The organism is Haloarcula sp. H-GB4, from assembly GCF_030848575.1.
Taxonomy (GTDB): Archaea; Halobacteriota; Halobacteria; order Halobacteriales; family Haloarculaceae; genus Haloarcula.
Window position 1 is genome coordinate 239,524 of record NZ_JAVDDX010000002.1, and the last position, 14,451, is coordinate 253,974.

Here is a 14,451-nt window from a genome sequence, read left to right on the forward strand (position 1 = left end):
CCATTGAGCACGTATGGATATCGACGACACGCCGGTACTGGACAACCACCTCCATCTCGACCCGGTCAACGGTCGGAACGTCGCGGCAGCCGAGGAGTTCGCGTCACAGGGTGGCACACACTTGCTGGTGCTCAACAAGCCGTCCTGGCATCTCGTCGAGACGGCCACCAATGAAGCGATCTTCCGAAAGGGGTTTGACCTGACCGTTGAGGCCGCCGCTGCAGCGACTGAGGTGCTGGACGGTCGCGCCTGGCCCGTCCTCGGTGTCCACCCGGCGCTAATTTCGAAGCTCGTCGACGACGGCTACACGCCGACCGAAGCGCGAGACATCATGCAGGCCGGCCTTGACGTGGCAGTGGAGTACGTCGAGAACGGTGACGCGCTCGCGATAAAGTCCGGCCGCCCACACTACGATGTGGACGACGCCGTCTGGGAGGCCTCGAACGAAGTGATGTGTCACGGGTTCGAACGCGCCGCCGACGTGGGCTGTGCGATACAGCTCCACACCGAGGGCGGCGAAGACTTCGAAGAAGTCGCTCGATGGGCCGAAGACCGCGGCCTTGACCGCACGCAGGTCGTCAAACACTACTCCGGCGGCCGACTCCGTGGCCCAGTCAAATCAGTACTTGCAGACAAAGACGAACTGGAAATCGCGGTCGAGTCCGACGAGCCGTTCCTAATGGAGACTGACTACATCGACGACCCGGACCGCCCCGGCGCGGTGCTTGGACCGAAGACCGTGCCGCGGCGCGTTCGCTGGCTACTCGAAAACGGACACGACGACGCGATCAGAACGGCACACGTCGAGACACCGAAGGCAGTGTACGGCATTGACACCGAAGCGACGCTGGAGCGGTGAGCGGCGACAGGGAAGAGCGACTGGGGACAGCTATCCAAACTTGCCGGTGATGTAGTCCTCGACACGCTGGCTGTCGGGGTTCTCGAAGATCTTGTCCGTATCGTCGAACTCAACGAGTTCCCCGCCGGTGAGGAAGACGGCGGTTTTGTCGGAGATGCGGGCCGCCTGCTGCATATTGTGCGTCACGATGACGACAGTGAACTCCTCAGCCAGCTCTTCAATGAGGTCCTCAATTTTCGAGGTGGCGATCGGGTCAAGTGCCGACGCCGGCTCGTCCATCAAGATCACATCCGGATCAACGGCGATGGCACGGGCGATGCAGAGCCGCTGTTGCTGGCCGCCTGAGAGGTCGAGTGCGCTCTTGTCAAGTTGGTCTTTGACTTCGTCCCACAGCGCGGCACGCTTGAGCGCCGTCTCGACCTTCTCGTCTATGTTCTCCGTCTGGTCCTGAATCCGGAGGCCGTAGGCGACGTTGTCGTAGATGCTCTTTGGGAAGGGGTTCGGATGCTGGAACACCATCCCAATGCGTCGCCGCAGCGCCACCGGATCCACGTCGGCATCGTAGACGTTCTTGCCCTCGAAGTAGAGGTCTCCCTCGACCCGCGCCGCGTCGATGAGATCGTTCATGCGGTTGATACACCGCAGGAACGTGGACTTGCCACAGCCGGAGGGACCGATCATGGCCGTCACCTGTTTTTCCGGGATGGCCAGATCGATACCCTGTAGCGCCTGCGTCTCGCCGTAGAACACGTTCAGGTCGCGGGACTCGATGACTGGCTTCCCCGTCTCGGCCGCGGTCGCGCCGGTTCCCTCCACGTCGATCGACTGTTCGATGAGAGGATCACCGGACGGGTCGGGTGACGACGCGGCCGTTTCAGTGGTCGGTGTGGGTTCGGTACTGTCGTTGCTCGTCATCTCGTTCTCTGTCATGAATTATCCTGTTCGCTGATACCGGTTCCGGATGACAATCGCTGTCGCGTTCATCACCAGCAACACCGCAAGCAGTGTAATCACGCCGGCCGCCAGCACGCCGTGGCGGAACGCCGGGTCCAGTTCCGACGACCACGAAAAGATCTGGCGGGGCATCATACTCGCCACGTCGAAGAAGCTGTTCGGCGCGAGCCGGACCGACGCTGCCGCCCCGATCATCAACAGCGGGGCCGTCTCGCCGATAGCCCGACCCAGCGCCAGTATCGTTCCGGTCAGAATGCCCGGAAGTGCTTCGGGGAGGACGACCTGTCGGATCGTCTGCCAGCGGGTCGCTCCCATTCCGTAGGACGCCTGCCGGAACGAGTCGGGAACGGATCGGATCGCCTCTTGGGCGGAGATGATTACGATCGGGAGTATCAGCAGGCCGACGGCGAGGCCGGCGACGATAATGGACCCCTGGGGCCACTGGAGCACCCGGATGAAAAGCGCCAGTCCGAGCAGGCCGTACACGACCGATGGGACACCGGCGAGGTTCCCGATGTTGATCTCGATGAGCGTGACGAACTTGCCCATCAATCCTTGTGAGGGGGCGTACTCCTCGAGGTAAATCGCCGCCCCGACGCCGACCGGGAAGGTGGTGAGCACGATCACGATAATCATCATCACTGAGCCGACCATCGCAGGGTAGATACCGGCATCAGCGGCGGTCCGGGAGGTCGCGCTCGTCAGGAACCCCCAGTCGAGCCATGGGTCCGGTCCGGCGAACCCAAGTGCGCCGGTGACGACGCCGCCGACGACCACACCCAGTACGCCGACGACCGGGAAGGCGAGGCCGCGGACGCCCTCGCCACGACGGACCACGCCTTCGACATAGACACCCAGCGGGAGTACGGCGAACGTGACTATGAGCAGCCACACGTCAGTCCCAATTCCGAGTAGCGGTCCGGCGACGACGCCCAGTACCGCCACTGCCGTCGTCAGCCCGACGACGGTCAGGCCGTCACGACGCGACTCGCGTCGCTGTTCGACGAACCAGCCTGCGGCACCGGCGATCGGGAGTACGAGCGTCAGGAGTAGCATGACCCAGTCCGTGGGCACGAACGGGAGCATCAGGATCGCTTCTCGGAGGCTTATTACGCGATAGTACAGTCCGAAATCGAGGCCGAGCGCCGCGGCGGCGTCGGTGACGAACCAGTTGAATCTGGTAGGTGGCAGACCGAACACGGTGATGACTGGAGAGAGGAACACTACACCAAGACGTTCGAGCGCGGCCTTCGGCCGCAGTCGGCCGTGTGCGACGATCAGGCCGCCGGCCACGACCAGCGAGATGAGCAGTGCGAACCACTCAAGCACGGAGAGTAGTTCGATGAACAGCACCGCGAACCCGCCTGTGAGCAGCAGTCCGACGACCGGCAGTCCGCTGGTGACGTAGGCGACCTCGCCGGCCGGTTCGTCGAGACGATAATAATAAACAGCCAGTGCGGCCAGCGGCACCAGCACCGTAGCGGCGTAGGTCGCCAGCCACCCTGCGTCGGCCGAGAAGGGCCGAAACGCGTCGTTGGCGACGAACAGCAGGAGAAGCATGACTGACACGAGTCCGAACGCGGTTGCCGCGAGACAGGTCGCCTCGAAGGCACGCCCCCGCAGGTGGTTGACGTCGCTGTTCTCTCCGTGCCAGCCTGTTTCAGGTTCTCGTGTTGCCATCAGTTCAGTCCCCCAGTGTTCATTCGTACTCCTCCCGGTAGCGCGCCGCGATTCGGTTGCTCAGCAGGTTTAACAGGAACGTAATGACGAACAGCGTCAGGCCGATAGCAAAGAGACTGGTAAAGCCCAGTTGACTGACGCTGTCGGCGCTGTTGATCTGGACCATTGCTGCCGTCATCGGCTGGTACCCCTGGAAGAGGTTCGCGAGCGGGTCAGAGAGGTTCAGCATCCGTGGCCGACTGCCGGCCGCGACGACGACAATCATCGTCTCGCCGATAGCCCGCGACAGGGCGAGAATGAACGAGGAGAAGATGCCTGAGGCCGCTGCGGGGACGACGACGCCGGTAGTCACCTCGAACTTCGTCGCACCCATCCCGTAGCCGGCCTGTCGTAGCGAGTCCGGGACGGAGCTCATTGCGTCCTCGCTCAGACTGGAAACCATCGGGATAATCATGATACCGACCATGATGGAAGCGCTGAGGATGTTGAACGTGTTGACCGGGAGCCCAATGGTCTGGAGGAACGGTGTCACATACACGAGCGCAAAGATACCGTAAACGACTGTCGGGATACCGGCCAGAATTTCCAGACCCGGTTTCAGAACTGAGCGCATCTGGTCGCTAGCGTACTCGCTGAGATAGACCGCGGCCGCGACACCTGTTGGGAGTGCGATGACGGCAGAGATTACCGTCACCAACAGCGTGCCGCTCAACAACGGGAGCAACCCGTAGACGTTCCGACTGATGAGGAACTCTGTTCCGGTGAAGAAGTCGACCGGGTTCACCAGCGTAAAGAACGTAATCGCGTCGCGTGCGAGTAACACGACGATGCTGACGGTGACAAGAATTGACGCGGCAGCACACATGAGCAGGACATATCGATACATCCGCTCGCGTGCTGCACGTCCTCTCGGTCTGGACGTAATATCCGGCCCGGGCGTCTCGGTGCTCATTGTGTTGTCTCCAATAATGTATCCATGTGAGTAAGCCAACTCTGTACTGTGTTAGCCAGCGACCTCGTCCAGCTTTTCGAGGTTCTCGTCGCGCTGCTCGGCGCTCGAAGGCACGTACCCGATATCCTGGACGATATCGGTTTCGGCCTGCTCGAGGTAGAACCGAATGAACTCGTAGACCGCCTCGTTTTGAAGGGATGACTCGGACGCATAGATGAACAGCGGCCGGGCCAGCGGGTACGAGCCGTCCTTGGCGTTTGCCAGGCTCGGGGCGGTACATTCGCCGTCTTCCTCGGCCTTGACTTCGACGGCCTTCACCGCCTCAGAGTTTGAGTTGTAGTAGGCGAACCCGAAGTACCCGATGCCGCCCTCGTTGTCACGAATTCCCTGGACAATAGTCTCGTCCTCCTCGGTTGGCTGGTACTCGGTCGTGTGTTCGGTGTCCTCACCGACGACGTTCTCGTTGAAGTAGTCAAAAGTTCCGGAGGTCGACGCCGGGCCGTAGCGTTCGATCTCCATGTCGGGCCACTCGTCGCGCACGTCCGACCAGTTCGTGACTCCCGCTTCGTCGCTCCAGATCTGGCGCAGCTCGTCGAAGGTTATGCAGTCGACCCAGTCGGCGTCGTTGTTGACCGCGACGGTCAGGGCATCGCCCGCGACCTGGAACTCGACAGGCTCGACGTCGTTTCCCGAACACTGCTCAATCTCGGCGTCGCTGATGGGGCGGGAAGCCCCGTTGATATCGGAGTCGCCGGGACAGAACCAGTTCTCGAAGCCTCCACCGCTCCCCGTGGAGTCGACAGTAACGTTGACGTTTCCGTGTTCCTCCATGAACTCCTCGGCCATCGCGTCGGAGATGGGAAACACCGTACTGCTGCCCTTGATAATGACCTGCCCCGAAAGCCCGCCGGAGCTACCGTCAGACCCACTGCCATCGGAGCCACTCCCGTCGCCACGGCTCGTATTCTGGACACAACCAGCCAGCGCCAGTGTCCCGATTGCACCAGAACTTGTTAAAAAACGACGGCGAGAGAGACCACCGCTCGGTGAATCTGTCATCACCTGATGGAAGTTACAGAGCAGATAAGTACCCTACTATTAGCCCTATATCCAGATATAAACGCTATATATTTCTATATATTGTTATGTGGGGCGACCACGTTACACGTCAAAACCGTCGTAACAGGTGTCTAAAGCTGATTTCGCCCCGATCAGGACAACAATTCAGTGGGTATAATGTTGCTAGCAGACCACTTGTCTGAGCGCCTCTATCATGTGCCGTAATTCCATGACAGCGCAAGTCAGAGTTTCGACCGTTGATATATAGTCACAGTATATTTTATAAATCCGCAGCGCGTATTTAGAGTCCTATGGAGACGCGCAAAGTACAGCTGACGGGCGGGTCCACCTATACCGTCTCATTACCGAAGGAATGGGCGACAGAGAACGGCGTCGAGAGCGGCAGTATTGTCGAGTTTTACGCTGAAGACGACCTGTTACTGGTCTCGCCACAGCACGGCGACGACCACGTCGAGGGAACACTCGACGTGACTGGCCTCGAGAACAGGCACGAACTCACGCGGGCGGTGATGACGATGTACGTCAGCGGCTTCGATATCATCCGACTGGAAGCCGCGCGTATAACGGCTGAACAGCGGCGTATCATCCGCGATGCAACACAAGGACTGGTCGGCCTAGAGATGATTGAAGAGACGGCCGACCGTGTCGTCCTGCAGGACCTGCTCGATTCGTCGGAACTCTCCGTGCTTAACGCTATTACACGTATGCGGCTGGTCTCGTTGACGATGCTCTCCGATGCTGTCGAGGCACTCATCGAGGATGACAACGACCTTGCGGCGGACGTGATGCAACGCGACGACGACGTGGACCGCCTCTGGTACATGGTTTCGCGCGTGTTCCGAACTGTCCTTCGCAACCCGACGGCGGCCAACGAGATCGGCTTCCCACGCGAGACGGTGTTCGATTACCAGTCCAGCGCCCGGCAACTCGAACGTATCGCCGACCACGCAACCAAAATCGCCAGCCTCTCACAGGAGATCGGTGAAATCACCGGTGAAACAGCCGACCTTCTCGATCAACTGGAGACTGAGGCCATTGCTGTCCCCGAAACTGCGATGGATGCGCTGTTAGCTGACGACAACGACGAGGCCGTGGAACTGGCAAACGAGGCTCGCTCTCGTATCCCCGAAGTCGATGAAACCGCCCGTGAGGTCGATGGAAAAGTCAGAGAGCTAGACCCACAGAGCGCACAGCTACTTGGTCGCGTGGTCGACTCGCTGTCCCGGACCGCCGACTACGGCGGCAATATCGCCGAAAGCGCCCTCCAGAAGGCTGCCCCACGGCCATAGCTGTGCTGTCGCTCCGAATTCGTGAACAGCTGAAAAAGCTGATTGCGTGCCGGATTACTCGACCAGCACAGCGTTGACCTGACCGTGCTGTCCGGGGCGGGAGGTCACGCGGGCCTGTCCCTCGGAGGTTTCGAGGATTGCGCCTTTCGTGATGATGTTTCGTCGGGCGTAGTTCGGGTTCGACGGGTTCTCCACGACGTTCTCGATGGTCGCCTCGATGGTCTCTGCACCGTCGGCGATGCTTGCAACGTTGGTCTTGACCGCACGGACCTTCTGCGTGTTGCCGCGGGAGTCGACGGTCTTCAGTCGCTGTTCGCCGACCTGCGTCTCGACGGTGTCCTTCCCGAGTTCGTGTTTCTTCTTCTTGTGGTTCGGTCGTCGTCGGCCACCTGTCCGCTTGCGAGGGGAGCGTCCCTGGTCTTTCATACGGGAAGGAAGACCCAGCGGCTACTTGAACCGTTCGATGCCAACTCGCCATCGTAATCGTTACCCCCGCGCCGACCGGTTGCTCTGACGATGAGTCTGAAGACGGCCGTCGCCGCACCGTTCCGCCAGCGTGGAGCCGACCGGATGGCGGAAAGCGAGTTCGTTGTCGCACTCTCGCTAGACCGGAACTGGTTCTCACCTGACCAAGCCAAGACACTGGTCGACGTGGCCGTGAGCGAGGGCTTGGTCGAACGGGAAGACGACGACCTCGTCGTCGCCTTCGACGCCACACACACCAATATCCCAGACGGGTTTACCCCGGGCGAGGAAATCCTGCAGTCGCGGTCGACGTTCGAACGGGTTCTCGACGCCGTTATCGAGGCTGGCATCGAGAAACAGACCGCCGTCGCCGGCATCAATGCGCTCCAGTCCGATATCGGCGTGACACTGGAGGCCGCGGCTGTGGTGTATGCGCGCAATGAAGGCGTCGACGTCGAAGCAATCGCTGCGGACGTTCGGGAGGAACTCTAATGGTCAAAGACAGCATTTCTGACGGTCGACGGATAGGGCAGTTGCTCGCCTCGGAACTGACAGGCCTTCAGCGCGGGCCGCTCTCTAATGTTTCTGTCGTCGATGCTGACAGGGATGTGGAACCAACACCGGAAGGTGCCTTCGCCTACCGCGTGGCAGCCGACGGTACCGAGGTCGCGGTCGTCGAGGTGACGCCGGAGACGGCCCGGTTGGTCATAGAGCAAGAGCCCGAAACCGTGCCGGAGCGTAATGATCTCACTGTCGACGGGGCAACCGTTGTTGTTCACAGCGGCGCGGCGGTGAAAGCCGCAGTCGACGTGCTGGAGGAGTCTCTCTCAAGATAGCGCGGCTTCTTCGAAGTGAGAAAGCGATTGGACTCCAACTGAAATACCTGCAATCAGTGACGGCTCGGCTCAGCAATAGCCGCGGACGTCCACGCGACGAAACCGGTGAGGACGAGCACGGAACCGAGTATGGCCGTCGCGGCAGCGATAGCAAGCACCAGTGATGGGAAGCCAAGCGGCGTTCCAACGGTAATGACAATCGGCGTCACGGTGATACAGAGCGACCCAAGTGCGACAGCCCGGCGCTGTGTCGTCGTCAGTTCGATACCGAGGTGGAACAGCGACCCGGGCTCCGGGTCAGGAGCAGCGAGGCCGAGACACAGCAGCGGGACGCCGAGAAACACCAGCGTCGCGGCGACAGCATACGACCAGAATAGCCACTGCCCGGTCGCTGGGGCGAGCGACAAGAAAGCGCCGACGGCCACGAGCATGACACCACCGACAAGTCCGAACTGTCGCAGCCGTGGGTCGTTCAGGGCTTCGCTCAGGTCTGGGAGGGTCTCGGCCACGTGGCCGACATCCATGAAGCGATCCATACGCGGGCTTTTGCCTACGGTGTGAAATAGACAAGGGGGGAAAATATCAAATCTGATTCCACCGAAGTGGGACACGATGCGAGAAGGAAACGCTTGTATCGCTGCCAGCCGCTGCGGTATCTATGCACTTCTTCGACCGTCTCGCGGACCGCATCGCGACCGCCGACAGCGTGGTGTCGGTCGGCCTCGACCCGGACCCTGCCCGCCTCCCCGACAGCGTGCTGGACGCCGACCTCCCGCGCTGGCAGTTCAATCGCCGTATCATCGACGCGACCCATGAACACGCCGCCTGCTACAAGCCCAACGCCGCCTTCTATGAGGACCCTGACGGCTGGCGCGCCCTCGAAGAAACAATCGCCTACGCACATGGGAAAGACGTACCAGTCCTGCTGGATGCAAAGCGGGGCGACATCGGCAACACCGCACGGCAGTACGCCCAGATTCTCGACGAGGATGCGGGACCCGCCGCCGACGCCATCACGGTCAACCCCTTCCTCGGCCGCGACTCGCTGGAGCCGTTCCTCCAGCGCGCGGACAGGGGTGTGTTTGTCCTCGGGCGCACGTCGAACCCTGGCGGTGAGGATCTTCAGGACCTCGAACTGGCCTCTGGCGAAAAACTGTACGAGCGCGTGGTCCACCTCGCGGACCTCTGGAACGGAAACGGGAACGTCGGCCTCGTTGTCGGCGCAACCAACCCCGACGAACTCGAGGAAATCCGCGAACTGGTTCCGGACATCCCGTTTCTCGTCCCTGGCGTCGGCGCGCAGGGCGGCGATGCCGAGGCCGCCGTCGAGCACGGCCTCGCCGACGGCGTCGGACTCGTCAACTCCTCACGGGGCATCATCTTTGCCGGCGAAGACGCCGATACGCGGCGCGATGACTCCGGTGACGCGTTTTTCAAGGCCGCCGGACAGTCGGCCAAACAGCTCAAGCAGCGGCTGAATCAGTTCCGCTAACTCAGAAACGGTACGTGTCCACGCCGTCGGGCATGTTCTCCGGCGACTTCCGGTCGCCCGGCTGGCCGACCTCCGCACCGCACTCGACGCACATCCCGATGTCCTTGTCCCAGTGGCGGTCACAGACGAGTCGCCCGCACCTGTCGCAGGTGTGGTCCACGTTGGGGCGCTCACAGATTTCACACAGTCCGGCTACGCTCATGAGATGGTATAGCATACCTGATTGTTTGAATCTTTGGCGGCGTGAGCCCGAAGCGGTTCAGCAACCCCACGCCAGGACAGTCTCGCCTGGCTGGCCACGAAGTATTTCCCCGTGGCCATTCCTATCTGTAGTATGTTGCCACTCCTCCAGCTCGGATCGCTTCCATCACTGCCAGCAATACTCGTCGGCTTGCTGGCTATCGCGGTGGTCCTGCTGGTCGGTCGGCTCGTGATGAAAGTGGCGTGGCGGCTCGTCATCATCGCTATCATCGCCGTCGCCGTCCTCTGGATACTCGGAATGCTGGGCTTTCAGGTGCTTTAGAGGCCGGCGAGGAAGTTCCGGATCACGTCGTGGCCAACCGCGGTCAGGACTGACTCGGGATGGAACTGTACGGCTTCGATGGGGTACTCGCGGTGGCGGACGCCCATCACAAGTTCCGTGCCGTCCTCGGTCTCCGTCGTCGCGCTGACGACGAACTCCTCGGGAACGTCCTCAGCGATGAGCGAGTGATAGCGCCCGCCCTGGAACCCCTGTTCCAGTCCCGCAAAAACACCCTTCTCGTCGTGGTCGATGGGAAACGCCTTGCCGTGAACCGGCTCCGGGGCACGACCGATGGTACCGCCGTAGGCGTACACCGCCGATTCGAGGCCGAGGCAGACGCCCAGCGTCGGCACATCGGGGCTGACCTCCCGGAGGACATCGAGCGTGACACCGACGTCCCGTTCGTTCTTCGGGTGGCCCGGACCCGGCGAAAGGATGATCGCGTCGGGGTCGAACGCCTCCACATCGTCGAGTGATGCTGTGTTCCGGACGACTTCGGTCTCGGCGTGCTCGGAGACGTATTCGACGAGATTGTACGTAAACGAGTCGAAGTTGTCGACGAACAGCACCCGGAGGTCGTCCCTGACGGCGTCCTCGCCGGCGGGCTGTGACGCGCTCATCGGGTCACCTCCTCGGGGCCGTCGGCTCCGGTCGCAGCCTCAGCGTCGTCAGCACTCCCAGCCGCGTCGACCGGTTCCCCTTCGATTTCTTCCAGCGCCGTCAACACGCCGTCCATTTTCTGCTCGGTCTCGACGTACTCGCTTTCGGGGTCGGAATCAGCAACGATGCCGGCCCCGGCCTGGACGGTAATGCGATCCCGGTCACCCTCGTCTTCGACCGTCGCCGAGCGGATGACGATAGCGAAGTCGGTGTCGCCGTCCCAGTCGAAGTAACCGACGCCGCCGCCGTAGGGACCGCGCGGCGAGCGTTCGAGTTCGTCGATGATCTCCATGGCGCGGATCTTCGGCGCACCGGAGAGGGTCCCTGCCGGGAACGTCGCGCGGGCGGCGTCAAAGGCATCCTTGTCTTCGGCCAGCCGACCCGTCACGGTGGACTCAATGTGCTGGACGTGGCTGTACTTGAGGACGTTCATGAACTCCGGGACCCGGACGCTGCCGGCCTCGGCCACCCGTCGCACGTCGTTGCGCGCCAGATCGACCAGCATCGTGTGTTCGGCCCGCTCCTTCCCGTCAGCGAGCATCTCACCGGCGAGGCGGCGGTCCTCGACGGGTGAGTTCCCGCGCGGACACGTCCCCGCGATGGGGTTCGAAACGACGTGGTCGCCCGCGACGGAGACGAGTGTCTCCGGGCTCGCGCCGACGATGGTCAGGTCATCGTAGCCCAGCAGGTACATGTATGGCGATGGGTTCACCGCCCGGAGCGCCTCGTAGAAGCCCAGCGGGTCGACCTCACCATGCAATTCCCGCGTTCGGGAGATGACGCCCTGATAGATGTCACCCGAGAGGACGTACTCCTTTGCGCGTTCGACAGCGTCCTCGTACTCGTCTCTTGGGCCAGCAACTTCGTCTTCGCGGCGGAAGCCGCCGGTCGAAAGCGGTGACAGATCCGTAAGAACGGCCTCGACCCGCTCGGCTTCGGCGGCCAGTTCGTCGTAGCGCTCGCCAGCGTCCTCGCCTTGCCTGACAACAGGCGTGAACACGAGCGAGACAGTGTCCTCGACGTGGTCGAACCGGACCGTCGACGTGGTGAGAACGAACTGCGCGTCCGGGAACCGGGAATCCGGGCGGTCTAAGCCAACCTCGTCGAGCCAGAGGTCGTAGACGGCGTCGTACGAGAGGAAGCCCACGAGGCCGCCTTCGAGGTGCTGGCGGTCCATCGCCGGGAAGTTCCGCAGCGCCACATCGGGCATCGCTGCCCGCAGGTCATCAACCACGTCGCCGCCGTCGGTCGTCACGAGGTCGGCGTAGCGGTCATCGAATGCCTCGACCTCGCTCTCATCGCCGGTCACAGTAACTACGGCGCGCGGGTCGTAGCCGACGAAGGAGAAGCGGGCGTGTCGGTCGTCCGTCTCCGGCGCGAACGCGCCGTCGGGGTCACTGGAGGCGACCTTCTCGGCGCTTTCCAGCAGGAACGTGTAGTCGTTTGCGGCCACGTCGCTTGTGCGACCGGTCAGCGCTGCGTATGCGGTCAACGGCTCCACGTCGACATCGAGTTCCGCGGCGGTGCGGACGACGACTGGGCGGTCCGCCTTTGCGTGTTCGACGAACTCCTCGCGGGAGATATCGAGGGTCATACTGCGCCCTCCGACGCTCGCTTTGCGTTCCGGACGAACCGTCCAACTGCGTCGTGGTCTTTCGTGCCGCCAGCGGACTCCACGCCGCTCGCCACGTCGACGGCGAACGGTGCGACCGTCTCGACGGCCTCGGCCACGTTCTCGGGAGTTAGTCCACCGGCCAGCACGACGGGAACGTCAAGCGAGTCAACGAGGTCACGCGTGCGCTCCCAGTCGTGTGTCTCGCCCGTGCCGCCGCCGCCGTCGGCGTCGACCGAATCGACGAGCAGGGCGTCGGCATGGGCGGCGTAGTCTGCAATAGTCGGTGCGTCCGTCCCAACCACAGCGATGATGTCTTGTGTGACTCGGCTGTTGAGGGCCCCAAGCTCCGCCGGCGAGAGGCTGTCATGGACCTGCACCGCATCGGGTTCGACCCTGTCGATGCGCCTGACGGCCTCCTGAACCGTCGTCGGCATCGTCACCAGCACGCTCGTCACGAAGGGTGGGACGCCCTTGACGAGCGTCTCGGCTGTTTCCTCATTGACTTCCCGCGGTGTGTCGACCGGGACGCCGTGGATGACGCCGACCGCGTCAGTACCGGCCCTAACGACAGCGTCGCGGTCCGCGCTGTCTGTCACGCCACAGATCTTCACGCGCGTCATGCACCGATCAGGTCGTCGAGTTTGTCGGCCGCCGCGCCCGACTCGATGGCCTGTCGGGCCTGTTCGACTCCCGCTTCATGCGTGTCGGCGACGTCAGCGACGTAGATGGCCGCGCCGGCGTTGGCGAGGATGATGTCCCGCTTCGCGCCGGTGACTTCGCCCGTGACGATGCCGCGAAGGTCGGCAGCGTTCTCTTCCGGCGATCCCCCGGAGATAGCCTCGATGTCACGTGTCTCAAGCCCCATGTCTTCCGGAGTGATGGTGTACTCCGCGATCCGGTCGCCGGTGACCTCTGCGACGACCGTCTCGCCGTGGATAGCGATCTCGTCAAGGCCGTCGCCGTGGACGACCAGCGCCCGCTCGACATCCAGTCGGGCCAGCGCCTCTGCCATCACGGGCACGAGGTCCGGGTCGTAAACGCCCAGCACCTGTGCGTCCGCGTCGGCAGGGTTTGTCAGTGGGCCGAGAATATTGAACACAGTCCGCATCCCGAGTTCCTTTCGCGGGCCGATGACGGCCTTCATCGCCGGGTGAAACACTGGCGCGAGCATGAAGCCGATGCCGTCTCGTTCGATCGTCTCCTCGACGTCCGGCGGTTCGGCCTCGATGTCGACGCCGACCTCTTCGAGCACGTCGGCGCTCCCCGAAGATGAAGAGACAGAGTAGTTTCCGTGTTTGGCGATAGGGACGCCAGCCCCAGCAGCGACGATGGCACTCGTCGTCGAGACGTTGATCGTGTTGTAGTCGTCGCCACCGGTCCCACAGGTGTCGACAAGCCCCTCGCGGTCGGGCCGGATGGTCCGTGCGGCGTCGCGCATCCCCTCGGCAAAGCCGGCGATCTCGGCCTCCGTCTCCCCTTTCGCCCGCAGTGCCGTCAGGAGCGAACCGATCTGTGCCTCAGTTGCATCCTCGAAAACAGTCGTCGCAACGGCCCGAGCCTCGTCCTGTGTCAGGTCATCACCGTCAGTGACGCGTTCAATATACTCTTGCATTGTATTCACCAATGAACTCTTTCGTGTTGTGATGTACAAATCCGTACATTGACTTAAGCCTATCGGGACCCCTGCTCGCTGACGAGTATGTGTGGGCAATCAACAGACAACGTGGCGATACGGAATTCGAAACCTTCAATTATACCCACCGGAAACAATGTGGTGTACCTCGCAGTGAGGGTTCGTGGTCTAGGTCGGTTATGACACCTCCTTGACATGGAGGAGGCCGGCGGTTCAAATCCGCCCGAACCCATCCTCTTAAGGCAGTTTCACTCCGAAGCGACAGGTCACTTCGTTACTGTCGTGTCACTTCGTTTGGAGGTGAGGGAGTGTGAGCCGGACTGTCGAACTCCGGCCGCCGATTTGCGACTACTGCGGGTGTTTCATCCACGACCGAGACCAGCAGTGTCCGGCTCGTGAGGACGGGAGGCGGT

17 protein-coding genes and 1 tRNA gene are annotated in these 14,451 nt (G+C 62.2%); 7 read left to right on the plus strand and 11 right to left on the minus strand.

Annotated elements, in window-relative coordinates; translation table 11 throughout:
• Window positions 1-13: 13 nt before the first annotated feature.
• On the plus strand, window positions 14-859 hold the full coding sequence (locus tag RBH20_RS09615; protein ID WP_306708002.1) for a TatD family hydrolase: 846 nt from the start codon (window positions 14-16) through the stop codon (window positions 857-859).
• Between the two features lie 30 nt (window positions 860-889).
• Here the strand turns inward: RBH20_RS09615 and pstB are convergent, their stop codons facing one another.
• Genes pstB through RBH20_RS09635 form a run of 4 tightly spaced genes read right to left on the minus strand, consistent with a single transcriptional unit; the run spans window position 890 to window position 5,504 of the window.
• Window positions 890-1,789, minus strand: a complete 900-nt coding sequence (pstB, locus tag RBH20_RS09620; RefSeq protein WP_306708004.1) for a phosphate ABC transporter ATP-binding protein PstB — start codon at window positions 1,787-1,789, stop codon at window positions 890-892.
• A gap of 3 nt (window positions 1,790-1,792) precedes the next feature.
• Window positions 1,793-3,493, minus strand: a complete 1,701-nt coding sequence (gene pstA / locus RBH20_RS09625) for a phosphate ABC transporter permease PstA (RefSeq protein ID WP_306708006.1) — start codon at window positions 3,491-3,493, stop codon at window positions 1,793-1,795.
• A 19-nt stretch (window positions 3,494-3,512) separates the two neighbouring features.
• Window positions 3,513-4,445, minus strand: coding sequence for a phosphate ABC transporter permease subunit PstC (gene pstC / locus RBH20_RS09630; protein ID WP_306708008.1), 933 nt, complete (start codon window positions 4,443-4,445; stop codon window positions 3,513-3,515).
• Window positions 4,446-4,496: 51 nt separating this feature from the next.
• Complete coding sequence (locus RBH20_RS09635; protein ID WP_306708011.1) at window positions 4,497-5,504, minus strand: PstS family phosphate ABC transporter substrate-binding protein; 1,008 nt, start codon at window positions 5,502-5,504, stop codon at window positions 4,497-4,499.
• Window positions 5,505-5,815: 311 nt separating this feature from the next.
• Here RBH20_RS09635 and RBH20_RS09640 point away from each other — a divergent pair, with 311 nt between their 5' ends.
• Window positions 5,816-6,814 carry a phosphate uptake regulator PhoU gene (locus RBH20_RS09640; RefSeq protein ID WP_306708013.1) on the plus strand — a complete coding sequence of 333 codons (999 nt, stop codon included), beginning with the start codon at window positions 5,816-5,818 and terminating at the stop codon, window positions 6,812-6,814.
• A gap of 54 nt (window positions 6,815-6,868) precedes the next feature.
• Here the strand turns inward: RBH20_RS09640 and RBH20_RS09645 are convergent, their stop codons facing one another.
• The gene (locus RBH20_RS09645; protein ID WP_004518146.1) at window positions 6,869-7,240 is read right to left on the minus strand and encodes a 30S ribosomal protein S8e; all 372 of its coding nucleotides are present in this window, start codon (window positions 7,238-7,240) and stop codon (window positions 6,869-6,871) included.
• 90 nt (window positions 7,241-7,330) lie between these two features.
• On the opposite strand from RBH20_RS09645, the gene RBH20_RS09650 reads away from it, so the two are divergent.
• Window positions 7,331-7,771 carry a DUF2240 family protein gene (locus tag RBH20_RS09650; RefSeq protein ID WP_306708016.1) on the plus strand — a complete coding sequence of 147 codons (441 nt, stop codon included), beginning with the start codon at window positions 7,331-7,333 and terminating at the stop codon, window positions 7,769-7,771.
• On the plus strand, window positions 7,771-8,115 hold the full coding sequence (locus RBH20_RS09655; RefSeq protein WP_306708018.1) for a hypothetical protein: 345 nt from the start codon (window positions 7,771-7,773) through the stop codon (window positions 8,113-8,115). Before RBH20_RS09650 ends, RBH20_RS09655 begins: the two co-directional genes overlap by 1 nt.
• 53 nt (window positions 8,116-8,168) lie before the next feature.
• On the opposite strand, the gene RBH20_RS09660 is transcribed toward RBH20_RS09655, so the two are convergent.
• A complete protein-coding gene (locus RBH20_RS09660) occupies window positions 8,169-8,651 on the minus strand; it encodes a hypothetical protein (protein ID WP_306708020.1) in 483 nt (160 codons plus the stop codon).
• 122 nt (window positions 8,652-8,773) lie between these two features.
• Between RBH20_RS09660 and pyrF the strand changes: the two genes are divergently transcribed.
• Complete coding sequence (pyrF, locus tag RBH20_RS09665; RefSeq protein WP_306708022.1) at window positions 8,774-9,607, plus strand: orotidine-5'-phosphate decarboxylase; 834 nt, start codon at window positions 8,774-8,776, stop codon at window positions 9,605-9,607.
• Window position 9,608: 1 nt separating this feature from the next.
• Here pyrF and RBH20_RS09670 read toward each other — a convergent pair whose 3' ends face one another.
• A complete protein-coding gene (locus tag RBH20_RS09670; RefSeq protein ID WP_306708024.1) occupies window positions 9,609-9,809 on the minus strand; it encodes a hypothetical protein in 201 nt (66 codons plus the stop codon).
• Between the two features lie 132 nt (window positions 9,810-9,941).
• Here RBH20_RS09670 and RBH20_RS09675 point away from each other — a divergent pair, with 132 nt between their 5' ends.
• Window positions 9,942-10,130, plus strand: coding sequence for a hypothetical protein (locus RBH20_RS09675; RefSeq protein ID WP_306708027.1), 189 nt, complete (start codon window positions 9,942-9,944; stop codon window positions 10,128-10,130).
• Here RBH20_RS09675 and trpG read toward each other — a convergent pair.
• The 4 genes from trpG to trpD are packed head-to-tail and all read right to left on the minus strand — an operon-like array spanning window position 10,127 to window position 14,017.
• On the minus strand, window positions 10,127-10,750 hold the full coding sequence (trpG, locus tag RBH20_RS09680; RefSeq protein ID WP_306708029.1) for an anthranilate synthase component II: 624 nt from the start codon (window positions 10,748-10,750) through the stop codon (window positions 10,127-10,129). The genes RBH20_RS09675 and trpG overlap by 4 nt on opposite strands.
• Window positions 10,747-12,384, minus strand: coding sequence for an anthranilate synthase component I (trpE, locus tag RBH20_RS09685; protein WP_306708031.1), 1,638 nt, complete (start codon window positions 12,382-12,384; stop codon window positions 10,747-10,749). The genes trpG and trpE overlap by 4 nt, the downstream gene beginning before the upstream one ends.
• Window positions 12,381-13,025, minus strand: coding sequence for a phosphoribosylanthranilate isomerase (locus tag RBH20_RS09690; RefSeq protein ID WP_306708033.1), 645 nt, complete (start codon window positions 13,023-13,025; stop codon window positions 12,381-12,383). The genes trpE and RBH20_RS09690 overlap by 4 nt, the downstream gene beginning before the upstream one ends.
• Window positions 13,022-14,017 (minus strand): anthranilate phosphoribosyltransferase, encoded by a 996-nt coding sequence (gene trpD, locus RBH20_RS09695; protein WP_306708035.1) that lies wholly within the window; start codon window positions 14,015-14,017, stop codon window positions 13,022-13,024. The genes RBH20_RS09690 and trpD overlap by 4 nt, the downstream gene beginning before the upstream one ends.
• A gap of 178 nt (window positions 14,018-14,195) precedes the next feature.
• Here trpD and RBH20_RS09700 point away from each other — a divergent pair.
• Window positions 14,196-14,270 (plus strand) — tRNA-Val (locus RBH20_RS09700).
• Window positions 14,271-14,451: the final 181 nt, after the last annotated feature.